Origin of the sequence: Leucobacter chromiiresistens (assembly GCF_900102345.1) — a bacterium.
In the GTDB taxonomy this organism is placed as follows: Bacteria; Actinomycetota; Actinomycetes; order Actinomycetales; family Microbacteriaceae; genus Leucobacter; species Leucobacter chromiiresistens.
The window spans coordinates 2,328,302-2,352,271 of record NZ_FNKB01000001.1; the positions used below are offsets into that span (position 1 = coordinate 2,328,302).

The window sequence follows — 23,970 nt, forward strand, 5'->3', positions numbered from 1 at the left end:
CCCGAACAGGAGCTCCCGAATGAGCGAACCCCGCATCGAACGCGTCGTCACCCGAGGCGCGCTCCCGATCGAGCCCGCGTCGGGCCGGTTCGAGGAGATCCCGATCGAGAACAACGTCTGGATCGTCGGCGACGACGAGCAGGTCGTCGTGATCGATGCGAGCCACGACGCGGCAGCGATCGAGCGGGCGGTCGGCGATCGCGAGACGCTCGGCATTCTGCTGACGCACGGGCACAACGATCATGTGAACGCCGCCGTCGAGCTCGCGAGTCGACTCGACGCGCTGATCCATCTGCACCCCGACGACCTCTTCGTCTGGCGCGAGACGCACGGCGATGCGGTGCCCGACATCGAGCTCGCGCACGGGGCGTCGTTCTGGGTGGCGGGAGTCGATCTCACGACTTTGCACACGCCCGGCCACACTCCGGGGTCCGTCTGCTTCGCCGCGCCGTCGCTCGGCGCGGTCTTCAGCGGCGACACCCTGTTCCAGGGCGGCCCCGGAGCGACCCGCTGGGAGTACTCCAGCTTCCCGCAGATCATCGACTCGATCCGCACGCAGCTCTTCGCGCTGCCCGGCGACACCGCCGCCCTCACCGGGCACGGCGAGCGGACGACGATCGCCGCCGAGCAGCCCGACCTCGACGCGTGGATCGCGCGCGGCTGGTGACCGCCCGCCTGACTCCTGTGCAGCGCGGCTTCGCGCTCTTCGCGCTCGCACTCGGCGGCTTCGGCATCGGGGTGACGGAGTTCGCGACGATGGGCTTCCTGCCCGAGATCGCGAGCGACCTGCTCCCCGGCTTCGCAGCGTCACCCGACACGGTCATCGCCCAGGCCGGCTGGCTCATCACGGCGTACGCGCTCGGGGTCGTCGTGGGCGCCCCGACGTTCGCGGTGCTCGCCGCGCGCATGTCGCAGACGAAGCTCGCCTTCCTGCTCCTCGGCCTCTTCATCCTCGGCACCATCGCGTCGGTGTGCATGCCGACCTTCGGTTCGCTCGCGGTGGCCCGTTTCGTCGCAGCGCTGCCGCACGGGGCCTACTTCGGCGTCGCCTCCCTGCTCGCCGCGCGCATCATGGGCCCGGGCATGCAGGGCCGGGGCATCGCCCTGGCGCTCTCGGGGCTCACCGTCGCGAACGTGGTGGGAGTGCCGATCGCGACGTGGATCGGCCAGGTCGCCGGCTGGCGCTGGGCCTACGTGCTCGTCGCCGTCATCTTCACCGCGACGCTGCTCCTCTGCCTCGCCTTCCTCCCCCGCTATCCCGGCAACCCCGAGCGCAGTGCGCTGCTCGAGCTCTCAGCGCTCCGCAACTACCGCCTCTGGATCATGATCGGCGTGGGCGCGATCGGGTTCGGCGGCTTCTTCGCCGTCTACTCGTACATCGCCGAGGTGACGACGCGGTCGACCGGGCTCCCCGAGTCCGCGGTGCCGTGGGTGCTCGCGGGGCTCGGCCTCGGCATGACGATCGGCAACCTCGCCGGAGGGTGGGCGAGCGACAAGGATCTGACGCGCACCATCGTCTTCGGCTTCACCTCGTTCATCGCCGTGCTGGTCGCCTACGCGCTGCTCGCCAGCACCCCCGCGGGGCTCATCGTCACGACGTTCCTGCTCGGCGTCACCTCGTCGGTGCTGATGCCCTCCATCCAGTCGCGTCTGATCCGCGTATCCGGCGAGGCCGCGCTCTTCGGCGCCGCCGTGAACCACGCCGCGTTCAACGTCGGCAACAGCCTCGGCGCCTGGCTCGGCGGGCTCGCGATCGCCGGCGGGTTCGGGTACCTCGCCCCCGGCTGGGTCGGCGTGGTGCTCGGCTGCATCGGCATGGCCCTCGCGCTCTCCGGCATCGCGGTCGAGCGCCGGGACAAGGCGCGCAACCGCGACACCGTGGGCATCACGGTTCCGCGTTAGCGCTTCGGCTGCGGCGGGGTCCCGTCGCCGAAGGGCGCTCCGCCCAGCCGCTCGCGGCCGTGCGGCGTGCGCCAGTTCGCGAGGTCCGGCCCGAGCGGCACGATCCGCGTCGGGTTGATGTCGGCGTGGGTGGCGTAGTAGTGCTGTTTGATCTGCGCGAAGTCGATCGTGTCGCCGAACCCGGGCGTCTGGTAGAGATCGCGAGCGTACCCCCAGAGGTGCTCCATCTCGCTCAGCTTGTTGCGGTTCGCCTTGAAGTGACCGTGGTAGACGGGGTCGAATCGGGCGAGCGTGGTGAAGAGCCGCACATCGGCCTCCGTGATCGTGTCGCCCATCACGAAGCGGCGCGTCGCGAGCCGCTCCTCGAGCCAGTCCATCGCCGTCCACAGCCGCTCGTAGGCGGCGTCGTACGCCTCCTGGCTCCCCGCGAACCCGCACCGGTAGACACCGTTGTTGACCTCCGTGAAGATGCGCTCGATGATCGGCCACATCTCGTCCACCTGGTCGCTCGGCAGCAGGTCGGGGGCGCCGTCGCGATGGAACTCCCGCCACTGCGTCGAGAAGTCGAGCGTGATCTGCGGGTAGTCGTTCGTGACCACCCCGCCGCTCGCAACATCGACGATCGCGGGCACGGTGATGCCGCGCGGGTACCCCGGGAACCGGGCGAAGTAGTTCTCCTGCAGCCGCTCCGTGCCGAGCACGGGGTCGCGGCCGTCCGGGTCGAGATCGAAGGTCCAGGATCGCGCGTCGTGCACCGGACCGGGCTGGCCGAGCGAGATCACGTCTTCCAGGCCGAGCAGCCGCCGCACGATCAGCGTCCGGTTCGCCCAGGGGCAGGCGGCAGCGGCGACGAGCCGGTAGCGCCCCGGCTCGACCGGCCACGCCTCGGCGCCCTCGGAGAGCCCGAACCCGAGCGAGCCGATCTTCGACGCCGGCGGCGCGGGCAGCGCGCGCACCGCATCGGGATCGGCGACGATGCGATCCTCGATGTACTGCGTATCGCGCTCGAACGCACCCCCGGTCACGTAGCTCCCCATCGCGGTGTCTGACGATTCGGTCATCCGGTCTCCTCTGATCGTGCGGATCTCCGCTCGCGGAGATGTCGACTCGTGATTCCGATGCTAGGCCCGATCGGCTGCGGGCAGCGTGTGGAAACGGCGATCCACGTACACCATCGGCTCCGCGGCCTCGCCGAAGACGGCGCCGAGCACTTCTGCGACGACGACGACCGACGAGCCGACGCCGAGCGTGTGCAGCGGGCGGCAGCGCAGCGCCACGCGCGAGGCGGGGAGGTAGGGCTCGCCCGTCGCGAGCGACGCCCACCCCTGCTCGGGGGTGAAGCGCTCCGCGCCCGAGACCGCGAAGGCCTGCGCGACGTCGGCATGCCGCGAATCGAGGAGGTGTACGAGGTGCGTCTCCGCGCCCAGCACGCCGCCCGCACTGCCGGTCGCACGCGTCACCGAGAACGCGAGCGCGGGCGGGTCGATGCCGACCGAGGCGACGCTGGAGGCCGTCAGCCCGACCGGCCCCTCGTCCGTCATCGCGGTGATCAGCGCCACCCCCGAGGGGTGCTCCCGAAACGCTTGCTTCAGCGCATCGGCGCCGCTCACCCCGCTCGCGTCGAACCCCACCGCTGCACTCTCCGGAGCCGAACTCATGCGCACCGTACCCTTCCGTCTCTGCGGAGCGCGGAACGCGCCCCGACATCGACCCCAACGTATCGTGCGGCGCGTTCATTCCGACGCCCCGCTGGCCTAGGCTGTGGGCATGGAGCTTCGCGACATCCCCTTCACCACGATCGACGGCGAGCCGGCCTCGCTCGCCGATTACGCCGACCGGGCCGTACTCATCGTGAACGTGGCCTCGAAGTGCGGTCTCACGCCGCAGTACGAGAAGCTCGAGGCGCTGCAGCGCACCTACGGCGATCGGGGTCTCACGGTGCTCGGCTTCCCGTGCAACCAGTTCATGGGTCAGGAGCCCGGCGACGGCGAGGAGATCAAGACGTTCTGCTCGACGTCGTACGGCGTCACCTTCCCGCTCATGGAGAAGATCAAGGTCAACGGCCGCAAGAAGCATCCGCTCTACGAGCAGCTGCGCGAGGTGCCCGACGCGGACGGCAAGGCGGGGCGGGTGAAGTGGAACTTCGAGAAGTTCCTCGTCGCGCCCGACGGCTCGGTGTCGCGCTTCCGGCCGACGGTCGAGCCCGACGACCCCGCCGTCATCGAGGCGATCGAAGCGGCGCTGCCGGAGTGACGACGGTGAGGGTGGGCCCGGAGGGACTCGAACCCCCGACCCTCTCGGTGTAAACGAGATGCTCTAACCAACTGAGCTACAGGCCCCACGCCGCCGAGCGGCATCCATAGCTTAGAGGAAACGCCGTCGCGCGAAGAAATCGGCCCCGCTCACGCGCGCGGCAGCGCCGAGACGGCCTCCCGGTAGGCGGCGAGCGGGCGGGCCTCACCCGCGCCGCTCGAGAACGAGGCGGCCACGCGCCCGTCCCGGCCGACCACCACCGTCGCCCGCGCGGCCGCCCCCATGCGCTCGTCGAGTGCGCCGCACGCCCGGGCGACCTCGCCGTGCGGCCAGAAGTCGGAGAGGATCGGGAACGAGAAGCCCTCCTGCTCCGCCCAGGCGCGCAGGGTCCACACCGAATCGACCGTGATGCCGACGAGCTGCACCGAGCGCTCGGCGAACAGGTCGGCGTGCGCCGAGAGCTCGGCGAACTCCGACGTGCAGATGCGCGAGAAGGCGAACGGCACGAACACCAGCGCCACCGGGCCGTCCTGCAACAGGTCGGAGAGCACGGTCTCCGATCCGTACTGATCCGACAGCGCGAAATCGGGCGCTGCGGCTCCCGCGGCGAGCACCATGCGACCTCCTGTTCCGGGCCGGAGGGCCCCCTCGTGATGCGACGCGATCCACCCTAGCCAAGCCGCACCACCCGCGCCGATTGTGCCTGAATGACACACGACGCGCGACGTCGGGGTGATCCTTCGTACAAATTCGATAGTGTGGAGGCACACCCGCGAATCCAGCGGGCGCCTTTCGTGCAGTGCGCCGACGCATCAACCAGCGGTCCCGGCTCCTGCACGCCTCATGGTGAATGGAGCACAATCTTGGCTGTCAACACGCAGGATCCCTACGCACGCGGGAACGAAGATCAGGATCCGCAGGAGACCGCCGAATGGCGCGAGTCCCTCGATGCGGTCGTGGAGGAGCGCGGCGCCGGCCGCGGCCGCGAGATCATGACGAGCCTGCTCGACCGCTCGCGCCAGCTGCACCTGAACGTGCCGCAGGTGCCCACCACGGATTACGTGAACACGATCGCGTCGAACGACGAGCCCGACTTCCCCGGCAACGAGGAGCTCGAGCGCAAGTACCGCTCGTGGATCCGCTGGAACGCCGCGATGACGGTGCACCGCGCGCAGGCCCCCGGCATCGGCGTGGGCGGCCACATCTCGTCGTACGCCTCGGCGGCGTCGCTCTACGAGGTCGGCTTCAACCACTTCTTCCGCGGCCAGGATCACCCCGGCGGCGGCGACCAGATCTTCGCCCAGGGGCACGCCTCCCCCGGCATGTACGCGCGCGCCTTCCTCGAGGGGCGCCTGAGCGCCGACCAGCTCGACGGCTTCCGTCAGGAGAAGTCGCACGCCGGTGGCGGCCTCCCGAGCTACCCGCACCCGCGCCTGGCGCCCGAGTTCTGGCAGTTCCCCACCGTCTCGATGGGCCTCGGCCCCATCAACGCCATCTACCAGGCGCAGCTCAACAAGTACCTCACGAACCGCGGCATCAAGGACGCCTCGGATCAGCACGTATGGGCGTTCCTCGGCGACGGCGAGATGGACGAGGTCGAGAGCCGCGGCCAGCTGCAGGTCGCCGCCAACGAGGGGCTCGACAACCTGACCTTCGTGATCAACTGCAACCTGCAGCGCCTCGACGGACCGGTGCGCGGCAACGGCAAGATCATCCAGGAGCTCGAGAGCTTCTTCCGCGGCGCGGGCTGGAACGTCATCAAGGTCATCTGGGGCCGAGAGTGGGACGACCTGCTCGAGCGCGACGTCGACGGCGCCCTGCTCAACATCATGAACACGACGCCCGACGGCGACTACCAGACGTACAAGGCGGAGAACGGCGCGTACATCCGCAACCACTTCTTCGGCAAGGACGAGCGGGCGATGCACCTCGTCGACGACTACACCGACGACCAGATCTGGCAGCTGCGCCGCGGCGGCCACGATTACCGCAAGGTGTACGCCGCGTACGCGGCCGCGCTCGCCCACAAGGGCCGCCCGACCGTCATCCTCGCGAAGACGGTCAAGGGCTACGGTCTCGGCCCGCACTTCGAGGGCCGCAACGCAACGCACCAGATGAAGAAGATGACGCTGGACGACATCAAGACGTTCCGCGACACGATGCGCATCCCGATCTCCGACGCGCAGCTCGAAGCCGATCCGTACCGCCCGCCCTACTACTTCCCGGGCGACGACGACGAGGCGATCCAGTACATCCACGAGCGCCGTCGCGCGCTCGGCGGCTACCTGCCGGAGCGCCGCACGAAGCACGCCGAGCTCGCGCTCCCCGAGAAGAAGACCTACGCGATCGCCGCGAAGGGCTCGGGCACGCAGGAGGCGGCGACCACGATGGTCTTCGTGCGCCTCCTCAAGGACCTGATGCGCGACAAGACGTTCGGCCCGCGCATCGTGCCGATCATCCCTGACGAGGCCCGCACGTTCGGCATGGACTCGTACTTCCCGACCTCGAAGATCTACAACCCCAACGGGCAGAACTACGTCTCGGTCGACCGCGAGCTGCTGCTCGCCTACAAGGAGAGCCCGCAGGGCGTGCTGCTGCACGTCGGCATCAACGAGGCGGGCGCCGCTGCCGCCTTCACCGCGGTGGGCACCTCCTACTCGACGCAGGGCGAGCCCCTCATTCCGGTCTACATCTTCTACTCGATGTTCGGCTTCCAGCGCACGGGCGACGCCTTCTGGGCCGCCGGCGACCAGATGGCGCGCGGCTTCGTGATCGGCGCCACCGCGGGTCGCACGACGCTGACCGGCGAGGGTCTGCAGCACGCCGACGGGCACTCGATCGCCCTGGCCGCGACGAACCCGGCGGTCGTCGCCTACGACGCGGCGTACGGGTACGAGCTCGGGCACATCGTCCGATCCGGCATCGAGCGCATGTACGGCGGCGAGCACCCGGACCCCAACGTCATGTACTACCTGACGGTCTACAACGAGCCGATCGTGCACCCGGCGGAGCCCGAGAACGTGGACGTCGACGGCATCGTCCGCGGCATCCACAAGGTGCGGCCGGCGGAGGGCGGCACGCATCGCGCGCAGATCCTCGCATCGGGCGTGGCGGTGCCGTGGGCGCTGCAGGCGCAGAAGCTCCTCGAGCGCGACTGGGACGTCGCGGCCGACGTCTGGAGCGTCACGAGCTGGACCGAGCTCGGACGCGACGGCGTCGCGGCCGAGGATCACAACTTCCGCAACTTCGGCGCCGAGCCCCGCGTGCCGTATCTCACCGAGAAGCTGCAGGGCTCGGAGGGCCCCGTGGTGGCGGTGAGCGACTGGGCGACGCAGGTGCCCGAGCAGATCCGCGCCTTCGTGCCGGGCGACTACTCGGTGCTGGGCGCCGACGGCTTCGGGTTCTCGGATACCCGTGCTGCGGCCCGCCGCTACTTCGGCATCGACCGCGAGTCGGTCGTGGTGAAGGTGCTGCAGCGGCTCGCCCTGCAGGGCGAGATCGACGCCGACATTCCGCGGCGCGCAGCGGAGCAGTACCGGCTCGACGACGTGAACGCGGGTTCGACCGGCGGCGCGGGCGGGGAGTCCTGAACGGAGACCCCGATGCAGCCCGAATCCACGCCCATGGATCGCACGAAGTCGCAGGAGCTCGCGTGGCTCCGGACGATCACGGGGGAGCTGTCGACGCGCACCATCACGAGGCTCGACGACACGCTCCCCTGGTACGGGAACATGCCGCCGAGCCGTCGCTCGGCGATCGGTCTCGTCGCGCAGACGGGTATCAGCTCGTTCATCCAGTGGTATGAGGATCCGACCTCGACCCCCTGGATCGCGTCCGACGTCTTCAGCGCCGCGCCGCGCGAGCTGCTGCGATCGATCAGCCTGCAGGAGACGCTGCAGCTCATCCGCGTCGTCGTCTCCGTCGTCGAGGATCGCGTGGCGCCGAAGAGCGAGGCGCTGCGCGAGGCCGTGCTGCACTACTCGCGCGACGTCGCCTTCGCCGCCGCCGACGTCTACGCCCGAGCCGCAGAGGCGCGCGGGTTGTGGGACGCCCGCCTCGAGGCGCTCGTCGTCGATTCGATCCTGACCGGCGAGAGCGATGACGAGCTGCCCAGCCGCATCGCGGCGCTCGGCTGGCACGGTGACGGCGAGGCGGCGGTGCTCGTCGGCACCGCCGAGCGCTTCGTGGACGTCGATCAGCTGCGGCGATCCGCGCGCCACGCCGGAGCGGACGTGCTGATCGGGCTGCAGGGCACGCGCCTCGTGCTCGTGCTGGGCCGGCTCGACGCGTCGCAGCCGGAGCCCGCCGCGGGCTCGGGGGCGGCGGGCTCGGGTGCGGCCGGTGCGTCCGAGCCGCTCTCCTTCCTCGAGATCGCCCAGCGCCTCGCCGACGGGTTCTCGGACGGGCCGCTCGTGCTGGGGCCCACCGTCGACAACCTCGTCGACGCGTCGCGGAGCGCTCGGGCCGCGCTGGCGGGTGTCGCCGTGGCGCGCTCCTGGCGGCACGCCCCGAGACCCGTGCCGGCCGACGACCTGCTCCCGGAGCGCGCGCTCGCCGGTGACGGGCTCGCGCGGCGCACCCTCATTGAGCAGATCTACGAACCACTGGCCGCGCATTCGGGCGAGCTGCTCGAGACGCTCTGGTGCTATCTCGACAACGGGCGATCGCTGGAGGCGACCGCGCGGGAGCTGTTCGTGCACCCGAACACGGTGCGCTACCGGCTCAAGAAGGTCTCCGATGTGATCGGCTGGAACGCGACGGGAGCGCGGGAGGCGCTGATTCTGCAGTCCGCCCTCATCGCGGGATCGATCGCGCAGCACGGTCGTCGGCCGCCGGCGCCGAAGCGCGACGCGGCCCGCTGACCCCCGCGGGGAGCGGGCTCTCCCCCGCTCCCTGCAGGGGTTCCACAAAGAAACACGCAAAGTGTGGTCGGAAATATGCAGGCCATCTGCCCCTGATCTGAGAAACTGGAACACGTGATTGTCATCGCCTGCCCTGGACAGGGCTCCCAAACCCCCGGATTCCTCGCGCCCTGGCTCGAGCTGCCCGGCGCCCGCGACTTCCTCGGAGAGGCCTCGGAGCACGCGGGCGTCGATCTGATCGCCCACGGCACGGAGAGCGACGCCGACGCGATCCGCGATACCGCGATCGCCCAGCCGCTCATCGTCGCCGCGAGCCTGCTCGCCTGGCGCGAGCTCTCGGCGCGCGTCTCCATCGCGGACGCGGGCATCGCCGGCCACTCCGTCGGCGAGTTCGCCGCGGCCGCCGCGGCCGGTGTGCTCACCGAGGCCGAGGCGCTCCGCCTCGTCGCCGTCCGCGGGCGCGCGATGGCGGAGGCCGCCGCCGCGGTCGACACCGGCATGGCTGCGGTCGTGGGAGGCGTCGAGGCCGACGTGCTCGCGAAGATCGCAGAGCACGAACTCACCCCGGCGAACCGCAACGGCGGCGGGCAGATCGTCGCAGCAGGCGAGCGCGCGGCGCTCGATGCGCTCGCGGGCGATGCACCGCGCGGTGCCCGCGTCGTGCCCCTGCAGGTCGCCGGGGCGTTCCACACCGAGGCGATGGGGTCCGCGATCCCGCGCCTGCGCGACGCCGCCGACGGACTCACCCCGAACGATCCCCGCCACCCGCTGTGGACGAATGCAGACGGCTCGCGCGTCACCGACGGTTCGCGCTTCGTCGAGCTCCTCATCTCCCAGATCGCGAGCCCCGTGCGCTGGGACGCCTGCATGGCCGGCTTCACCGAAGCGGGCATCACCGGGCTCGTCGAACTGGCGCCCGCCGGCGCGCTCACCGGCATCGCCAAGCGCGCGCTCAAGGGCACGCCGGCCGTCGCCATCAAGACCCCAGAAGACCTCGACGCGGCCGTGGCGCTGATCACCGGCCCCGCTGCCTGACCGAAACGGAACCGTGCACATGCCTGCTCTCGTGCAGCCCTCGGGCCCTGCTCACACCCGCATCCTCTCGATCGGCGCCGCTCGCGGCGACCTCGACGTGCCGAACGACGACCTCGTCGGACCGATCGACTCCTCAGACGAATGGATCCGGCAGCGCACCGGCATCGTGCAGCGCCGCCGCGCGAGCCGCTCGATCGGTGCGGTCGACCTCGCAGTGGAAGCCGCCGAGCAGGCCATCGTGCGCTCGGGCCTCGAGCGATCCGACATCGACGGCGTGATCATCGCGACCATCTCGAACGTCGCCGTGACCCCGTCGATGGCGTCGCTCGCCGCTCACCGCCTCGGACTCACCCCCGCCGCCGCCTTCGACATCTCCGCCGCCTGCGCCGGCTACGTCTACGGGGTCGCTCAGGCCGACGCGCTCGTGCGCGCCGGGGTGTGCCGCAACGTGGTCGTGATCGGCGCCGAGAAGCTCTCCGACATCGTCGACCCGACGGATCGCAGCATCTCCTTCCTGCTCGCCGACGGCGCGGGCGCCGTGGTCGTCGGCCCGAGCGATCACACTGGCATCGGCCCTACCGTGTGGGGGTCGGACGGCGAGAAGTGGGACGCCATCCGCGTGACGTCGACCTTCGAGGAGTACCGCAACAACCCCGGCACCGTCGCCTGGCCGACGCTGCGTCAGGACGGGCAGACCGTCTTCCGCTGGGCCGTCTGGGAGATGGCGAAGGTCGCCCGCGAGACCCTCGAGGCCTCGGGCATCGAGGCGTCCGACCTGGCCGCCTTCATCCCGCACCAGGCGAATATGCGCATCGTCGACGAGTTCGCGAAGCAGTTGAAGCTGCCCGACACCGTCGCGATCGCCCGCGACATCGAGATGCAGGGCAACACCTCGGCCGCGTCGATCCCGCTCGCCCTGCATGCGCTGCTCGAGGAGCGGCCGGAGCTCTCGGGCGGGCTGGCGCTCACCATCGGCTTCGGCGCCGGCCTCGTGTACGGCGCGCAGGTCATCGAGATCCCCTGACCGCCCGCGCCGCGCGACACTCGCGCGTCGGCCCGGCGCTCGCCAGTGCGCGACATACACTTTTCACCGACCGAAACCCCGATCAAGGAGAAACACACCATGGCATTCAGCAATGAAGAGGTCCTCGCAGGTCTTGCCGAGCTCGTCAACGACGAGACCGGCATCGCGGCAGACGTCGTCGCTCTCGACAAGTCGTTCACGGACGACCTCGACATCGACTCCATCTCGATGATGACCATCGTCGTCAACGCGGAGGAGAAGTTCGACGTCAAGATCCCCGACGAGGAAGTCAAGAACCTCAAGACCGTCGGCGACGCCGTCGACTTCATCGTGAAGGCTCAGGCCTAAGCACACGGCTGAGCGACGCGCGGCGGCCGCGGACGGCATCGGCCGTCCGGGCCCGCCGCGCTCGCTCACTCCCCCCCCCCCCCGACATTCCCTCGGCTGCAGCCCTTCTGAGAACGCGGAGCACGAACAACATGACGAAGAAGATTGTCGTTACCGGCATCGGAGCCTCCTCGCCCATCGGCGGAACGGCCCCCGAGAGCTGGCGCGCGCTGCTCGCCGGTGAATCCGGTGTTCGCACGCTCGCGAACGACTGGGTCGAGGAGTACGGCCTCGCCGTCGGCTTCGCCGGCACCGCCAAGGTCGACCCGGCCGAGGTGCTCGAACGGCCCGTCGCGAAGCGTCTGGACCCCTCGAGCCGCTTCGCGCTGGTCGCCGCCCTCGAGGCGTGGGCCGACGCGGGCAGCCCCGAGGTCGCGCCCGAGCGGCTCGGCGTCGACTGGGCGACCGGCATCGGCGGCCTCTGGACGCTGCTCGATGCGTGGGACACGCTGCGCGAGAAGGGCCCGCGTCGCGTCATGCCGCTGACCGTGCCGATGCTCATGCCGAACGCGCCCGCAGCGGCCGTATCGATGCACCTGGAAGCCCGCGCCTTCGCGCGCACGGTCGCGTCCGCATGCGCCTCCAGTACCGAGTCGATCGCCAACGCGTTCGAGCATCTCCAGCTCGGGCTGGCCGACGTGGTCATCGCGGGCGGTGCGGAGGCCGCGATCCACCCCATCACCCTCGCGTCGTTCAACTCCGCCCAGGCGCTGTCGAAGCGCAACGACTCCCCCGAGACGGCCTCGCGGCCCTACAACATCGACCGCGACGGATTCGTCATGGGCGAAGGAGCGGGCGCGCTCGTGCTCGAGACCGAAGAGCACGCGCTCGCGCGCGGCGCTAAGATCTACGCCGAGATCGCGGGCGGCGGAGTTACCGCCGATTCGTACCACATCACGGCGAACGACCCCGAGGGCAAGGGCGCAAGCCGCGCCGTCGAGCTGGCGCTCGCCCAGGCCGGGGCGACGGCCGACGAGGTGACGCACATCAACGCGCACGCGACGTCCACCCCCGTCGGCGACATCGCCGAGTACACCGCTCTGCGCAACGTGTTCGGCGAGCGGATGACCGAGATCCCCGTCTCGGCCACCAAGGCCGCCACCGGCCACCTGCTCGGCGGCACCGGAGCACTCGAGGCCATCTTCACGGTGCTCGCGGTGCAGCAGCGCATCGCGCCGCCGACCATCAATCTCGTGTCGCAGGATCCCGAGATCCCGTTGACCGTGTCGAGCGAGCAGCAGTCGCTGGGCGACGCCCCGCAGCTCGCCATCTCGAACTCGTTCGGGTTCGGCGGCCACAACGCCGTGCTCGCGGTTCGCTCGTACGAGTAGCCCGCCTCACACGCCGGGCCCGTGCGCGTGACCGAAGATGACGCGGCGGGCCCGCGGGTGCGGTGGCCCGGGGTACGGTAGAAGGATGAAGCCGTTCCTGCTCATCACCACCCGTGGTGAGGACGACGTCGCCGCGCACGAGCACGCGGCGTACTGCAGACTGACCGGTCTGCTGCCCGACGAACTCGAATGGATCCGCGCCGACCGGGCGACGATCGGCGACATCGCGTTCGCGCGATATTCGGGAATCATCCTCGCCGGAAGCCCGTTCACCGTGAGCGAGCCTCCCGAGCGCAAGTCGGCCGTGGAGCGGCGCGTCGAACGCGAGCTCAGCGGCCTGCTCGACGAAGTCGTGCGCCGCGACTTCCCGTTCCTCGGCGTCTGCTACGGGGTCGGCACCATCGGCTCGCACCAGGGGGCCCGCGTCGACCGCACCTACGGCGAGCCGTCGCAGGCGGTGCGCATCAGCCTGACTCGAGCAGGCACCTCCGATCCGCTGCTGCGCGAGCTCCCCGCCTCGTTCGACGCCTTCGTCGGACACAAAGAGGCCATCAGCGATGTGCCGCCGAGCATCACCGTGCTGGCCAGCTCCCCCACGTGCCCGGTTCAGGCGTTCCGCGTCGGCGAGAACGTGTACGCGACGCAGTTCCACCCCGAGCTCGACACCGCGGCCTTCACCGCTCGCGTGCGCTCGTACGCCGGCCACGGCTACTTCGAGCCCTCGCAGGTCGACTCGATCATCGCCACGGCGGAAGCCGCGGACGTGCGCGCGTCGCACATGGTGCTCGCGCGGTTCGTCGAGGAGTACCTGGATTCTCGCCGCGGCGACCGCAGCGCGGGGCCGACGAGCGAACCGATCGCGCACGCGATCTGACGGCTTGCACGGACGACGAGATCAGGCCCGCACGCGGCGCAGCAACGAGAAACGGGCGCGATCCCCATTGAGGATCGCGCCCGTTCATCGACCGCCGGAGCGGTGACGGCGAATTACTCCGCTTACTCCGCGAAGTGCGACGACAGGAACCAGCGGTCCTTGTCGAGCTCCTGCGCGATTGCGATGACGACGTCCTGGCTGACGAGGTCGATGTCGTCGAGCCCCTTCACGGCCGCGTAGACGGTCGCGAGGGTGGCGTCGATCTGCGCGACGACCTCGCGCACCGTCACCTTGGACTGCTGGAAGCCGTCGCTCAGGTCGGGAGTCGTGGTGCGCGCCGCAACAGTGCCGATGCGGGCGTCGATCGGCAGGCCCAGAGCGACGATGCGCTCCGCGACCGTGTCGGCCGCGTTCTGCGCATTCGACACCACGGTGTCGAGGTACTCGTGGACGCCGATGAAGTTCTCACCGCGCACGTGCCAGTGCGCCTGCTTGCCATTCACCGCGAGGGCGATGAGGTCGTGTACGACGGGGGTCAGGTACTGCGCCACACCGGACGGGCGGTGCAGGTCGCCCTGAGCTGCGGGAACAGTGATCTGCTTGGTAGACATCGAGTGGATCCCTTTCGTTCGTGTGACTGAGTACCTTCACACTACGCCGATTTCAGCGGGGCGCAAGGAAGGCAAGGCTCGCATAAATCGCGAGAATTCCCAGATGACGCGCAGGAATATTATCGGGCGATGCGTTGCAGCAGCTCCTCGGCCGGGCGACGGGGCCCGGTGAAGAACGGCGTCTCCTCGATCACATGGCGGCGGGCCTCGGTGGCGCGCAGCTCGCGCATCAGGTCGACGATGCGCACGAGGTCGTCGGCTTCGAACGCGAGCAGCCACTCGTAATCGCCGAGCGCGAACGATGCGACGGTGTTGGCGAGCACGTCGCCGTAATCGCGCGCCGCCATGCCGTGCTCGCGCAGCAGCTTGCCGCGCTCCGCATCAGGGAGGAGGTACCAGTCGCGCCCGCGCACGAACGGGTACACGCAGAGGAACTCCTTCGGCGCGTCACCTGCGAGGAAGGCGGGAACGTGGCCGCGATTGAACTCGGCCGCGCGGTGCACGCCGATGTTCGACCAGACCGGCGCGAGCCGACCGCCGCCCCACTCCCAGAGCGTGCGGTAGGCGCGCTGCAGCGCATCCGTGGTGGGCGCGAACCACCACACCAGCAGATCCGCGTCGGCGCGGAAGCCCGAGATGTCGTACCACCCGCGGGTCTGCAGGCCCTCGATGCGCTCGAGTGCGGCAAGCAGCTCGGCGACATCGCCGGGCCCGCTCGCGCCTCGCCCGTTCTCGGCACCGCGGCGCTCCGCGAACACGGCGTACATCGTGAAGTTCGTTGCAGCGTTGATCTGCTCGGCGACATGCCGGTGATCGACCTGCGGCCGCTCTCCCTCGTTCATGCAGCTTCCCTTTCTCGGTCGGCACCCCGGAACCGCGATCGTGACGCGCAGCAGCGGGCCTCCTGCGGGCCCGAAAACGGGTGCACCAGCACGCTACCACTGCCCCGCCTGTACATCTGATGTGCCACGGCGTCAGGGATCGCGGGGCACCGCGCCCACCCCGACGACGCGGCCTCAGATCCGCCGCCGCTCGTCCGATACCATGGGAGGACCATCCACTCCCCTGGCCCTGAGGTTCGCTATGTCCACTCCCCTGCGGGGTTCGCAGAAGGCGCGCGACACGCTCGAGTACCTGCGCGAGAAGATCTCTTCGAGCGCGTGGGCGGTCGGCGACCTGATCCCGAAAGAGCCGGAGCTCATGGAGCTCATCGGCGTCGGCAAGTCGACGGTGCGCGAAGCGGTGCGCTCGCTGGCTGCCTTCGGCATGCTGGAGACCGTGCCCGGCGTCGGCACCTTCGTGCGCTCCCGCACGCCGGTGAGCACGCTGCTCACGGAGTTCCTCGCCGACCACGACCTCGAAGAGGTGCTCGTGTACCGGCGCTCGCTCGAGAACGAGGCGGCGCAGCACGCGGCCGTGCACCGCAGCGAGGCGCAGCTCGAGGCGCTGCGCGACGCCGTGCGGCGAGACGAGCAGGCCGACCGTGACGAAGTCATCACCTGCGAGCAGAGCACGACGCCCGGCTCCTTCCACCTGCTCGTCGTCGAGGCGAGCGGCAGCAAGCTGCTGCTCGACCTCTACCTCGGCGTGATCTCGGTGCTGCAGCGCGCCCGCGCTCAGGGACGCGTCATCCTGGGCACCACGCTCGAGACGATGCACCTCGACCACGGGGCCGTGCTGCGCGCCATCGAGGCGCGCGACGTGCGGAGCGCCGCGCACTCCATGGCGCTGCACGTCGACCGCGATCTCGGCCTGAGAACCGACATGCTCGACTTCAGCCGGCACACCGAGCGGGCCGCATCCCTCATCGGCGCCGGATACGATCCGGGCGTCGCCATCGAGCAGGCGTTCGCGGAGGCCGCGCCCGAGTCTGGCACCAGGGCCGAAGACGTCGCCGATGCAACGCTGACCGCAGACGAGCACGAGGTCGAAGCCGCCGGAACCGGCGAGCTCGAAATCGACGCACCCCGTCGCTAAGATGAGACAGTCGCCCAAGGGGCGTTAGCTCAGTCGGTTAGAGCACTGGACTCATAATCCATCGGTCGCGGGTTCAAGTCCCGCACGCCCTACTCCATCGGCTCCCACCGCACTCGCGGTGGGAGCCTTTTGCGTGCTTTGGAGATGTTCCGGTCGACGATCGTCGTCAGTCTCCCCCAAAAGAAAACCGACGGATGTATCCAGTTCGGCCGCAATTTCGATCAGCTCATCGAGATACCAGCGTCGATGGCCATTCAATTTCAGACTGAACGCCGACCGATCCCGACCGATCTGACGTGCCAGAGAAGCGACGGACATATGTGCACGCCACAGCAGCATCGCAATTCGCTCGCCCGTAACGTCAGGAGTAATCGGATCTTGCGCTTCACTCTTCGGCATGTTTGCGATTCTACGGGAACGATTGCATAAACAAACGCCCACCATCACCAGGCGTTGCGATTTGCAACGGTATGCGTTAACTTCAAATCGTGCCAACCTCTAATGATCAAGCGGCCCGCGACCTCGATCGCCTACGAAACGAACGCGATTTGACGCGGGCGTGGATTGCTCGGCGGGTCGGACGGAGCGAAATGTGGGTCTCGAGGAAGCTGACCGGCAAAGTGCCGCTCACGATCGACGACTACAACTTGCTGCTGAAAGTCATTCAGTCCGTTGCGCCGAAGGAAATGCTCTTTAAATAGATGAACCCCTGAGGTTGCAGCCTCAGGGGTTCGGTGACCTTCCAGAAAGGAACATCAATTCGTGTCACACCAAAACGACACGGTCTCGCGCGCAGTTGAAGAACCTGGCAGTCGTCCCGCAGCGCGCGAGCACGTTAATTCTCACACTTGCATCATCTGCGCTCTAGAGAAACTCGAGAATCGGGTCTCGCTGCCACCACTCGAAGTTGTCGACGAAGAGAACGATCGGATCACCATAACGGCCGGGCCCAACATGTCCGTAGGCCAGCAACCACTGCCCCTTCTCGAACGCAGGGTATTCCGTTCCCTGCCAGGAGTACCAAATCGCGCTAAGCGGGCTGCTCCCTTGGTGATAGCGGACGCGCACGCTCACCCCTTTAGGGCCGGAATACATCTGACGGCGCACTTCGAGCAAGTGAGCACCCACTGGCAGCTCGTGATGGGGCACAGTATGCAGTTTTCGTTTAGAGATTTTACGCATGCCACTACCGTGCACGTCGGGTACGGCACTCTCACCGAGCTGGCGGCATTTTGAGTAGTCCGACGGAGAAAAGCAGTATCACTTCCCCCCAGATTGTGCGTCCGCGACTCGCATTTGAGAGTGAGTTCGGCCAATATCGCAATTGGTGGGCCCGCGATCCACGTCTAACAGGCAACCCTCTATCGATTTTGCTCTATCTGTTGTCGCACGACCCCCGGAGGATGCCAACGCAAACCCAGGCTCGTGATGACCTTCAGCTCGGCGCGGCAGCTTGGCAGTCTGGTAAGCGCAAGCTTCTCGAAGCCGGGTTCCTCATTGAGGTGAGGGACCGCTACCCACGGGGTTACGTGGACGCTGCCGGACGACCGCGCGGCGGTCAGCGCCGCTTTCGATTGTTCATGCAGGACCCCGACCCGGACTACGTGGCCGATGCCGCAGAGGCGCTTATCGAGCTCGAAGAGCCTTATGAGGAGTATCTCGCTGCGGCCGAGAACAACCAGTACGGTTTATCCGCATTGGCCGGAAGAACTCCAGGTCAGCCTGACAGCGGATTTTCCGCACTGGCTTCATCTCCCAGTGCTGATAATCCGCACACGGTGGAAAATCCGCAGTCCTTTAAGGAAGAGAAAACCAAAACTGATTGGTTGGTTGGTTCTCAGGATTTCAACGAACCGACCAACCTGCCCACGCGCGAGGCCGGAATCGACGCTGAGCTCGAAGCGCTCGCGCCAGGTTGCGGCCTCACGCTCGCCGCCATCGAACGAGAGGTGTCGGGCCGTGTCGACCTCGAGGGCGTAGACGTGGTTCAGGCGGCGCGCGACACCCTGCTGCGAGCCAGCAGTCGGGTGAACAAGCCGGCAAGCTACATCGCCGCGGTAATCGTCCGTCACCCGGAGAAGTGGCCAATCGGTGGGGATGCGCCAGTGCCATTCGATCCTGCCCCGGCACGGGAAGCTTCCTTCAGCGAATCGTCCGTCGCTGCGTGCCTGCGAGGTGAGCACTGGTGGGGCAGCGAACGCCTCCCGGAAATCGACCGGTCACACTGCGTCGAGTGCGCAGAACCGCGTCGGAACGTGGATCCCGTGTTTGCCGAGCTCGAACGGGAGATGCTCTCGATAGGGGGCGCAGATTGATGGGCCGGGTATTGCGCCGCGAAGTCATCGCGATCAAGTGCGAGGTCCGCTCCTGCGATGCGACCGACCCCCTGTTCCCGTCCATCCCTCAGGAGACCACCTGGCACGATCACGCCGCACAGCTGACGGAGTTGGTGGCGCAGGGCTGGTCGATCGTTCTCACACCCAAGTTCCGGACGTACTGCCCGGAGCACGCCGAGCGGGCGCGCGACTGCACCTGCCGCACGAACCCGTCTCGCCGGCATCTGTGCGTGGTTCACACGCTGGAAGCCGCCGAACTGATCTGGGACGCAGATCAGACCCCGATCGAAGTATCCGCCTTCTTGGAGGTCGTGTCATGAGCACCGCAATCCTTCCCGACAACGTCACTATTCGTCCGGCTGAGCTCGACATCGCGTCGATCATCGTGCGCGAGCGTCAACGAGGTGTCGACGCCGCCCACGTAACGCTGCTGCGCAACTCGATCCGTGATACCGGCAAACAGATCGTCCCGATTGCGGTCTCTGAACGCGCAGACGGCAAGCTCGTGCTCATCGACGGGGCACACCGTCTCGAAGCGGCGAAGCAGGACGGTCGAACCACGATTCGGGCGGAGGTGTACACGAACCTCGCCGAGGATCAGGAGAGCGTGCTCGAGTTCGTCACGAATCGTGCCCGCAAGGATCTCTCACCCGCCGAGATCCTCGAAGCGTGGGAGACGTTCGACTTGCCGCTCTATCAGCTGCAGGCGAAAGAGCGGCAACTGTCGGGGCTTCGACAAGGGCAGGCGATCCCCGTTATTCCTGCCGGGAATAACGGGGAGGTGCAACCCTCGGTGAGCGTGCGCGAGGTGGCGATCGAGAAGACCGGTCACGAGCCGGAGTACCTGGCGAAGGTTGCTGCGGTGCGGAACCTTGCGCAGGCGGAGGACGTACCGGACGAGGTGCGGGAGGTCGCGCAGCGAGGTTACGAGAAGCTCAAGACCTCCATGGCGAAGGTGGATCCCATCTTCAAGGCGGTCCAGAAGACTCACGATGCGGTGCTCCGGCAGTCGGAGGATCCCGAAATGGTGAAGAAGCGCGCTGCAGAGCAACGTCTGGACGAGGTGGTCCGCAGCACGACACTCCTGCAGGAGAAGCTGGAGAGCAGCGATTTCCGGGACGTTCTGGTGCTCGCCGGCCGGATGGGCGAGTGGCATCGCGAATCGTTGCGAGCGGTGCGTGTGGCGCTCGTGAACGCGCTCTCCTCGGTCGTGGTCGTCGAGTGCACGGTCGACGGTGAGGTGTCTCAGAGCTTGCAGCGGATCGGTGTCGAAGTCACGCATCTGTTCTCGTCGCAGACGCTCCGTCAGCTCGGATTGGAGGACCGTCGTGGCTGAGGTCGAGAAGTTCTCCGACTGGCGTACGCGAGCGATCTTCACCGAGATCGCGGACCACGGCGTTGACGTGTTCGAAAGTGCTGAGGGTGCTGCGTTCATCGAGCAGTTGCACGCCTACCAGGTGGGGCAACTGCGGGAAGCCGCCCGCGGTTGGGGCTACGCCATCTGTGCCGAGGAGGTGGTGCAGATCATCATCACGAACCTGCTGACCACCAGGAAGAACCCCGACAGTTGCCCGGCCCGGTACATCGCGGCCGCAGCAGAGCCCTGGGCCTACTTCCACACCACCGCGATCGGCTGGTTGCAGAAGGAGTGGGGTGTCCGCGGGGCGCCGCTGGAGAACGTGGGCTACGCGGAGTACACGAACCTCAGCGCCACCGACCGAGACGAGCACGATCTGACGCCGCTGGAGGACGTCGTGAATCTCACCTTCGGGTCCATCGCTCAGGTCGTCGATCCCCGCCATCACGCCGTCGTCCGGGAGCTGCTGTACTGGATCGCTGCGAACCCGCCGCAGCGGCTCTCCTACGACGCGGATGATCGTGTCGCAGCGCACCGTCACTGCCCGTCGCTGACCATCGATCAGGTCGTCGCGGTTATCAAGATCGCGCGCGGTTCTCGACCGAACACGACGGCGACGAGCCTCATGGGGCAGTTCTTGCTCGACGCGTCGTTTCGCATCTCGGATTCGGGATCGCACTACCGAGCGCTCACGGCGTTCAAGAACGCCTTCCGGGCCGGCGAGGCCGGCTCTCGGATGCTCACAGATTGGGTCTGAACATGAACGACTACTTCGAATACCCCGCCCTGATGTGGGCACTCACGAGCTCGCTGCTGAGCATCGTCGTCGTTTGGGCTGCGATCCCGCTCGCGGCCGGCCTCGCCTCACTGAGGAAGCGCCAGCAGGCGACCGAGGGAGGGAATCTCTGATGGTGAAGAAGCCGAGCCGCAGCTGGGCGATGGTGACGTCGCTCGGGATCCCGCTGGCGATCGTGGGAGCGTCGGCGATGGCGATCTCGTACGCGACCCTCATCGACGTGGCGCGGGTGAACGGGCTGCCCCTGCCCGAGCTGTTCCCGGTCTTGGTCGACGTCGGCACCGTGGCCACGATGATCGCCGCCGCTCAGTTCCGCCTGCGAGGGGTTTCTGGCCGGTGGCTCGCGTACACCACGTTCGTGCTGCTGTCTGGGGTGTCGATCGTGGCAAACGCTACGCATGCGTGGCGTGCGGCAGACCTCTCGCTGACAAGCCCGTGGGCCGCTGCGATCCTGGCGTCCACGCCGCCCGCTGCGCTGCTCGCGATCACGCATCTCGTGATGATGCTCATCCCCGACGAGAAGGAGCGCGCCAAGCTGCAGGCGATCCGCGACCGCGGCGAGCCGTCGCCGCAGCGGCGGGTGCAGGAGAAGCCGGTGGCGGCCGAGACCCGGAGCGCCAGTCAGGCGGCGCATGCTCCGGCTTCTCCTGCCGTGCCGGCGCGAGACTCGGAGGAGTCGGCCGCTCCTGACCGCTCAGCGGGCGCGTCGCTTCGACTCGTGACCGATGAGGACGCCCCTGTCGCTGAGAAGGAGGTTCGAGCGCGCGTGCTCGAGTACGTGTCAGCGGAGTCGAAGCGTCCAACAGGGAAGCTCGTGGGCGAATGGTTGGGCGATAAGACCCCGAAGACCGGGCAACGGTTTCTGAAGAAGATGGAAGAGGCCGGCCACTTCGGCACCCTCGCAGAGTCCGCAGGGTGACCCAAGAATTGATCTCCGAGACCGGCCTCGTCGCCCGCACCCGCCTAGGGCTGAACCTCCGGTGTTTTCTGGTCCGTTGCAGCTCTCGCTACGATACCCACAGGAGGGCACGCCCCAGCTATAGGCGGAGCAGCTACTTCTCTCATCGTCGGCATCGCTGGATTGTATTGCTAACCATGAAAGGAGGAGAACATGGGATCAGATCGAGAGCCGACAACGAAATTCAATCGTGGCGCGCTTGTTGGTGTAGTGACGATGCTCGTGTGTGGTGTTCTCGGGTTTACGCACTACTTCAGCAGCCCCGCGTTCGAGGTCTTTTGGCTGCTGCTTGCTTCGCTCACTGTAGGCCTCTCCGCGTCCTTCTTTGCCTACGGTTTTTGGTCCACAGCGCGAGCCGTGGATCCGAGACGTGTTACTAGAAATGTTCTCCTAACTGGACTGTTGACCTTTCTCGTCTCGACGCTGATCGGCTACTTCGTGTACAAGGCCATTGAAGGGTAAGCACCGTGCCAGACTCTAGCCGAGCGTACCCACGGTGGAAGTCAGGCAAGGTCAAACTTGCTCATTGACGTCTTTGCAAGCGCAATCGACTTTCGCGGGCTAACTGGAGTGGCAAGCCTTCGCGCAATAGGCGCATCCATTCGCCCTGAAATGGTCCCGTCCCCTTGCATTCGAAATGACATTTGACCTCACGGTTCTAAATCGGTGGTCCATCGGTCGTGAAGAACCCGAACCCGTGGGGATCAGTTGAGACTGGGCGGAGTCATATCGTCCTACCTCGCAGGTTGAGTAGGGATGACTGAACCAAGTGTCCGTGGTGTCCGCTACGTTAGAAATTGGCTGGGGGGCCGAGGAAAGGATCTACACATGAAGCCCCGCAGAAGGACCAATTCGGTACCGGTTGAGGGTTCCACCTCCCGGTCGAAGAAGAAGCGCAACCTGTGGATCGCGGGCGCTGTCGCCGGCGCCCTGGTTCTCGGCGGGGCCGTTGCTACCCCGTTGATCCTGCAGAGCATTCGCGATCGCGAGCTCGCGGAGCTCAAGGCAGAGATCGGGCACACGTACGGCCGAATCGACGAGACGAGCGCGGACCGTGAAGCGGCGCTCGCTCTGAGCAGCTTCCACCACGCCGAGGCCGTGGGTTTCGTGCAGAAGCTGGGCGAGTTGGGGAAGATCACCGAGCCGATCCTCTCGAAGGCGCAGGCGAAGGGTCTCGCGGACGCCGCGGCGACTGCGGGCGAAGCGCTCGGTGACGCGCCGGAGAAGTCCGAGGAGCGGTCGGCTGCGGTGGCGCTGGTGGAGTCGAAGGTGGCCGAGATGCAGGCTGCGGACGCGGACGCCGCGGCAGCCGCGGAGAAGGCCAAGGAGGACGTTCCTGAAGCGACTGCGCCCGCGTCGTTCCTCGCCGTGACAGTGGAGGACGTTCGCGGGATGATCGGTGAGGATTCCGGCGCGGCTCATGCCGAGCCGGACGTGCGGGCGCCGAAGGACGGCGACGTCGTGGCGGCCGCTCGTGCCGAGCTGAAGTGGGCGAAAGCCGAGCTCAAGGAGGTGCAGGGCGCGGTCGACGCCGAGGGTGCGCTGTCGTCGACGTACACGGCGGCGGTTGCTGACACGTTGCCGGCGCTCGTCGCGGCTGCGGACGGGGCTCCCGCGCAGGCGAAGGCGGTGCTGAAGTCGGCTGCGAAGGCGGGTAACGCGGCGGGCAAGATGACGGCGGCCGCGGAGACCGCGCAGGCGTCTGCGGCTGACGACACGGTGACCGCGGTGCGGCTGCGTGCGGAGGTCGCGGCGTATGTCGCTGCGGCGCAGAACGCTCAGAAGGCGCACGCGAAGACCGTTGCTGAGGAGAAGGCCGCAGCGGCAGCAGAGGAAGCCGCAGCCGGCGGCGAGTACATCGCGGACGACGGCACGTACACGGGCGAAGGCGGCTACGACGCGGGTGGCGGCTGGGCGCCGGTCGAGGCCGGCGATGGCGGTTGGACTGGCGGTGAAGGCACGGGTGGCGGGAGTGCTCCCGCGGGCGGAGGCTCGTCTTCTGGTGGCGGTTCCGGTGGCGCCGGGGGTGGCGCTCCTGCTGGTGGCGGATCCGGTGGCGGTGCTCCTGTCGGCGGTGGTGGCGGCGGCGGGGGTGGTGCTCCTGCTGGGGGCGGTGGTGGCGGCGTCACGCCTCCGGCTACTTCATGCCCTCCGGGAACGTACCCGTCCGGTTCGTGGGACAACATCACCGGAGTCCACTGCTTCGCTGACGGCGAGGAAGGTGGCTGGGGGTAAGCCTAGAAAGACCGAGGGGGTGTAGCGCGCGA

Annotated in this window: 26 protein-coding genes and 2 tRNA genes; 20 read left to right on the top strand and 8 right to left on the bottom strand. The window is 67.9% G+C overall.

Annotated elements, in window-relative coordinates:
• Window positions 1-19: 19 nt before the first annotated feature.
• Together BLT44_RS10620 and BLT44_RS10625 are read left to right on the top strand one after the other, a co-directional pair.
• Window positions 20-667 carry an MBL fold metallo-hydrolase gene (locus BLT44_RS10620; RefSeq protein WP_010157110.1) on the top strand — a complete coding sequence of 216 codons (648 nt, stop codon included), beginning with the start codon at window positions 20-22 and terminating at the stop codon, window positions 665-667.
• A complete protein-coding gene (locus BLT44_RS10625; RefSeq protein WP_231291571.1) occupies window positions 664-1,902 on the top strand; it encodes an MFS transporter in 1,239 nt (412 codons plus the stop codon). The genes BLT44_RS10620 and BLT44_RS10625 overlap by 4 nt, the downstream gene beginning before the upstream one ends.
• Here the strand turns inward: BLT44_RS10625 and BLT44_RS10630 are convergent.
• Both BLT44_RS10630 and BLT44_RS10635 read right to left on the bottom strand, forming a co-directional pair.
• Window positions 1,899-2,963 (bottom strand): glutathione S-transferase family protein, encoded by a 1,065-nt coding sequence (locus BLT44_RS10630; RefSeq protein ID WP_010157108.1) that lies wholly within the window; start codon window positions 2,961-2,963, stop codon window positions 1,899-1,901. The genes BLT44_RS10625 and BLT44_RS10630 overlap by 4 nt on opposite strands.
• 60 nt (window positions 2,964-3,023) lie before the next feature.
• A complete protein-coding gene (locus tag BLT44_RS10635) occupies window positions 3,024-3,560 on the bottom strand; it encodes a flavin reductase family protein (protein ID WP_081473343.1) in 537 nt (178 codons plus the stop codon).
• A 109-nt stretch (window positions 3,561-3,669) separates the two neighbouring features.
• Here BLT44_RS10635 and BLT44_RS10640 point away from each other — a divergent pair, with 109 nt between their 5' ends.
• Entirely contained in the window at window positions 3,670-4,155 is a 486-nt protein-coding gene (locus BLT44_RS10640) for a glutathione peroxidase (RefSeq protein ID WP_010157106.1), read from the top strand.
• A 12-nt stretch (window positions 4,156-4,167) separates the two neighbouring features.
• On the opposite strand, the gene BLT44_RS10645 is transcribed toward BLT44_RS10640, so the two are convergent.
• A tRNA-Val gene (locus tag BLT44_RS10645) sits at window positions 4,168-4,241 on the bottom strand.
• A gap of 63 nt (window positions 4,242-4,304) precedes the next feature.
• The gene (locus BLT44_RS10650; RefSeq protein ID WP_010157105.1) at window positions 4,305-4,772 is read right to left on the bottom strand and encodes a redoxin domain-containing protein; all 468 of its coding nucleotides are present in this window, start codon (window positions 4,770-4,772) and stop codon (window positions 4,305-4,307) included.
• Window positions 4,773-5,018: 246 nt separating this feature from the next.
• On the opposite strand from BLT44_RS10650, the gene aceE reads away from it, so the two are divergent.
• From aceE to BLT44_RS10685, 7 genes are all read left to right on the top strand, one after another.
• On the top strand, window positions 5,019-7,745 hold the full coding sequence (gene aceE, locus BLT44_RS10655) for a pyruvate dehydrogenase (acetyl-transferring), homodimeric type (RefSeq protein WP_010157104.1): 2,727 nt from the start codon (window positions 5,019-5,021) through the stop codon (window positions 7,743-7,745).
• A gap of 33 nt (window positions 7,746-7,778) precedes the next feature.
• On the top strand, window positions 7,779-9,017 hold the full coding sequence (locus BLT44_RS10660; RefSeq protein ID WP_143026126.1) for a PucR family transcriptional regulator: 1,239 nt from the start codon (window positions 7,779-7,781) through the stop codon (window positions 9,015-9,017).
• 114 nt (window positions 9,018-9,131) lie between these two features.
• Window positions 9,132-10,052, top strand: a complete 921-nt coding sequence (locus tag BLT44_RS10665) for an ACP S-malonyltransferase (protein ID WP_074690193.1) — start codon at window positions 9,132-9,134, stop codon at window positions 10,050-10,052.
• Between the two features lie 19 nt (window positions 10,053-10,071).
• On the top strand, window positions 10,072-11,076 hold the full coding sequence (locus BLT44_RS10670; RefSeq protein WP_010157100.1) for a beta-ketoacyl-ACP synthase III: 1,005 nt from the start codon (window positions 10,072-10,074) through the stop codon (window positions 11,074-11,076).
• A gap of 99 nt (window positions 11,077-11,175) precedes the next feature.
• The gene (locus BLT44_RS10675) at window positions 11,176-11,424 is read left to right on the top strand and encodes an acyl carrier protein (protein ID WP_010157098.1); all 249 of its coding nucleotides are present in this window, start codon (window positions 11,176-11,178) and stop codon (window positions 11,422-11,424) included.
• A gap of 131 nt (window positions 11,425-11,555) precedes the next feature.
• A complete protein-coding gene (locus BLT44_RS10680; protein ID WP_010157097.1) occupies window positions 11,556-12,794 on the top strand; it encodes a beta-ketoacyl-[acyl-carrier-protein] synthase family protein in 1,239 nt (412 codons plus the stop codon).
• Window positions 12,795-12,879: 85 nt separating this feature from the next.
• Window positions 12,880-13,668 carry a glutamine amidotransferase gene (locus BLT44_RS10685; RefSeq protein ID WP_010157096.1) on the top strand — a complete coding sequence of 263 codons (789 nt, stop codon included), beginning with the start codon at window positions 12,880-12,882 and terminating at the stop codon, window positions 13,666-13,668.
• A 122-nt stretch (window positions 13,669-13,790) separates the two neighbouring features.
• Here the strand turns inward: BLT44_RS10685 and BLT44_RS10690 are convergent, their stop codons facing one another.
• The gene (locus BLT44_RS10690) at window positions 13,791-14,279 is read right to left on the bottom strand and encodes a Dps family protein (protein WP_010157095.1); all 489 of its coding nucleotides are present in this window, start codon (window positions 14,277-14,279) and stop codon (window positions 13,791-13,793) included.
• Between the two features lie 119 nt (window positions 14,280-14,398).
• Window positions 14,399-15,121 (bottom strand): hydrogen peroxide-dependent heme synthase, encoded by a 723-nt coding sequence (gene hemQ, locus BLT44_RS10695; RefSeq protein ID WP_010157094.1) that lies wholly within the window; start codon window positions 15,119-15,121, stop codon window positions 14,399-14,401.
• A 241-nt stretch (window positions 15,122-15,362) separates the two neighbouring features.
• On the opposite strand from hemQ, the gene BLT44_RS10700 reads away from it, so the two are divergent.
• Together BLT44_RS10700 and BLT44_RS10705 are read left to right on the top strand one after the other, a co-directional pair.
• Window positions 15,363-16,256, top strand: coding sequence for a FadR/GntR family transcriptional regulator (locus BLT44_RS10700; protein ID WP_010157093.1), 894 nt, complete (start codon window positions 15,363-15,365; stop codon window positions 16,254-16,256).
• An 18-nt stretch (window positions 16,257-16,274) separates the two neighbouring features.
• Window positions 16,275-16,348: transfer RNA gene (locus BLT44_RS10705), tRNA-Ile, on the top strand.
• Here the strand turns inward: BLT44_RS10705 and BLT44_RS16170 are convergent.
• Window positions 16,308-16,700 carry a helix-turn-helix domain-containing protein gene (locus BLT44_RS16170; RefSeq protein WP_425311210.1) on the bottom strand — a complete coding sequence of 131 codons (393 nt, stop codon included), beginning with the start codon at window positions 16,698-16,700 and terminating at the stop codon, window positions 16,308-16,310. The two genes, BLT44_RS10705 and BLT44_RS16170, sit on opposite strands and share 41 nt — an antisense overlap.
• A 44-nt stretch (window positions 16,701-16,744) precedes the next feature.
• Between BLT44_RS16170 and BLT44_RS10710 the strand changes: the two genes are divergently transcribed.
• The gene (locus BLT44_RS10710; protein WP_074690195.1) at window positions 16,745-16,957 is read left to right on the top strand and encodes a helix-turn-helix domain-containing protein; all 213 of its coding nucleotides are present in this window, start codon (window positions 16,745-16,747) and stop codon (window positions 16,955-16,957) included.
• 163 nt (window positions 16,958-17,120) lie between these two features.
• Here the strand turns inward: BLT44_RS10710 and BLT44_RS10715 are convergent, their stop codons facing one another.
• Window positions 17,121-17,438 (bottom strand): hypothetical protein, encoded by a 318-nt coding sequence (locus tag BLT44_RS10715; RefSeq protein ID WP_143026042.1) that lies wholly within the window; start codon window positions 17,436-17,438, stop codon window positions 17,121-17,123.
• A gap of 221 nt (window positions 17,439-17,659) precedes the next feature.
• Here BLT44_RS10715 and BLT44_RS15315 point away from each other — a divergent pair, with 221 nt between their 5' ends.
• The 7 genes from BLT44_RS15315 to BLT44_RS15645 all read left to right on the top strand — a co-directional run bounded on the left by BLT44_RS15315 (window position 17,660) and on the right by BLT44_RS15645 (window position 23,938).
• Complete coding sequence (locus BLT44_RS15315; RefSeq protein ID WP_143026043.1) at window positions 17,660-18,571, top strand: hypothetical protein; 912 nt, start codon at window positions 17,660-17,662, stop codon at window positions 18,569-18,571.
• A complete protein-coding gene (locus BLT44_RS10725) occupies window positions 18,571-18,912 on the top strand; it encodes a hypothetical protein (RefSeq protein ID WP_010157090.1) in 342 nt (113 codons plus the stop codon). Before BLT44_RS15315 ends, BLT44_RS10725 begins: the two co-directional genes overlap by 1 nt.
• A complete protein-coding gene (locus BLT44_RS10730; RefSeq protein ID WP_010157088.1) occupies window positions 18,909-19,928 on the top strand; it encodes a ParB N-terminal domain-containing protein in 1,020 nt (339 codons plus the stop codon). Before BLT44_RS10725 ends, BLT44_RS10730 begins: the two co-directional genes overlap by 4 nt.
• Window positions 19,921-20,706, top strand: coding sequence for a hypothetical protein (locus BLT44_RS10735; RefSeq protein ID WP_010157087.1), 786 nt, complete (start codon window positions 19,921-19,923; stop codon window positions 20,704-20,706). The genes BLT44_RS10730 and BLT44_RS10735 overlap by 8 nt, the downstream gene beginning before the upstream one ends.
• Window positions 20,707-20,708: 2 nt before the next feature.
• The gene (locus BLT44_RS15640; RefSeq protein WP_155819091.1) at window positions 20,709-20,858 is read left to right on the top strand and encodes a hypothetical protein; all 150 of its coding nucleotides are present in this window, start codon (window positions 20,709-20,711) and stop codon (window positions 20,856-20,858) included.
• Complete coding sequence (locus BLT44_RS10740) at window positions 20,858-21,664, top strand: hypothetical protein (protein ID WP_010157086.1); 807 nt, start codon at window positions 20,858-20,860, stop codon at window positions 21,662-21,664. The genes BLT44_RS15640 and BLT44_RS10740 overlap by 1 nt, the downstream gene beginning before the upstream one ends.
• Before the next feature lie 867 nt (window positions 21,665-22,531).
• Window positions 22,532-23,938: a hypothetical protein gene (locus BLT44_RS15645; RefSeq protein ID WP_010157085.1), complete on the top strand. Its 1,407-nt coding sequence runs from the start codon at window positions 22,532-22,534 to the stop codon at window positions 23,936-23,938.
• The last annotated feature ends 32 nt before the right edge of the window (window positions 23,939-23,970 follow it).

Bases quoted from the DNA above. Each gene is read 5' to 3' on its own strand.
- BLT44_RS10650 (WP_010157105.1), bottom strand. From the start codon at position 4,772: ATGGTGCTCGCCGCGGGAGCCGCAGCGCCCGATTTCGCGCTGTCGGAT.
- BLT44_RS10670 (WP_010157100.1), top strand. From the start codon at position 10,072: ATGCCTGCTCTCGTGCAGCCCTCGGGCCCTGCTCACACCCGCATCCTC.
- BLT44_RS10690 (WP_010157095.1), bottom strand. From the start codon at position 14,279: ATGTCTACCAAGCAGATCACTGTTCCCGCAGCTCAGGGCGACCTGCAC.
- BLT44_RS10680 (WP_010157097.1), top strand. From the start codon at position 11,556: ATGACGAAGAAGATTGTCGTTACCGGCATCGGAGCCTCCTCGCCCATC.
- BLT44_RS10660 (WP_143026126.1), top strand. From the start codon at position 7,779: ATGGATCGCACGAAGTCGCAGGAGCTCGCGTGGCTCCGGACGATCACG.
- BLT44_RS15315 (WP_143026043.1), top strand. From the start codon at position 17,660: ATGCCAACGCAAACCCAGGCTCGTGATGACCTTCAGCTCGGCGCGGCA.
- BLT44_RS10685 (WP_010157096.1), top strand. From the start codon at position 12,880: ATGAAGCCGTTCCTGCTCATCACCACCCGTGGTGAGGACGACGTCGCC.
- BLT44_RS10700 (WP_010157093.1), top strand. From the start codon at position 15,363: ATGTCCACTCCCCTGCGGGGTTCGCAGAAGGCGCGCGACACGCTCGAG.
- BLT44_RS10635 (WP_081473343.1), bottom strand. From the start codon at position 3,560: ATGAGTTCGGCTCCGGAGAGTGCAGCGGTGGGGTTCGACGCGAGCGGG.
- BLT44_RS10630 (WP_010157108.1), bottom strand. From the start codon at position 2,963: ATGACCGAATCGTCAGACACCGCGATGGGGAGCTACGTGACCGGGGGT.
- BLT44_RS16170 (WP_425311210.1), bottom strand. From the start codon at position 16,700: ATGGTGGGCGTTTGTTTATGCAATCGTTCCCGTAGAATCGCAAACATG.
- BLT44_RS10620 (WP_010157110.1), top strand. From the start codon at position 20: ATGAGCGAACCCCGCATCGAACGCGTCGTCACCCGAGGCGCGCTCCCG.
- BLT44_RS10640 (WP_010157106.1), top strand. From the start codon at position 3,670: ATGGAGCTTCGCGACATCCCCTTCACCACGATCGACGGCGAGCCGGCC.
- BLT44_RS15645 (WP_010157085.1), top strand. From the start codon at position 22,532: ATGAAGCCCCGCAGAAGGACCAATTCGGTACCGGTTGAGGGTTCCACC.
- BLT44_RS10675 (WP_010157098.1), top strand. From the start codon at position 11,176: ATGGCATTCAGCAATGAAGAGGTCCTCGCAGGTCTTGCCGAGCTCGTC.
- BLT44_RS10725 (WP_010157090.1), top strand. From the start codon at position 18,571: ATGGGCCGGGTATTGCGCCGCGAAGTCATCGCGATCAAGTGCGAGGTC.
- BLT44_RS10730 (WP_010157088.1), top strand. From the start codon at position 18,909: ATGAGCACCGCAATCCTTCCCGACAACGTCACTATTCGTCCGGCTGAG.
- BLT44_RS10715 (WP_143026042.1), bottom strand. From the start codon at position 17,438: ATGCGTAAAATCTCTAAACGAAAACTGCATACTGTGCCCCATCACGAG.
- BLT44_RS15640 (WP_155819091.1), top strand. From the start codon at position 20,709: ATGAACGACTACTTCGAATACCCCGCCCTGATGTGGGCACTCACGAGC.
- hemQ (WP_010157094.1), bottom strand. From the start codon at position 15,121: ATGAACGAGGGAGAGCGGCCGCAGGTCGATCACCGGCATGTCGCCGAG.
- BLT44_RS10740 (WP_010157086.1), top strand. From the start codon at position 20,858: ATGGTGAAGAAGCCGAGCCGCAGCTGGGCGATGGTGACGTCGCTCGGG.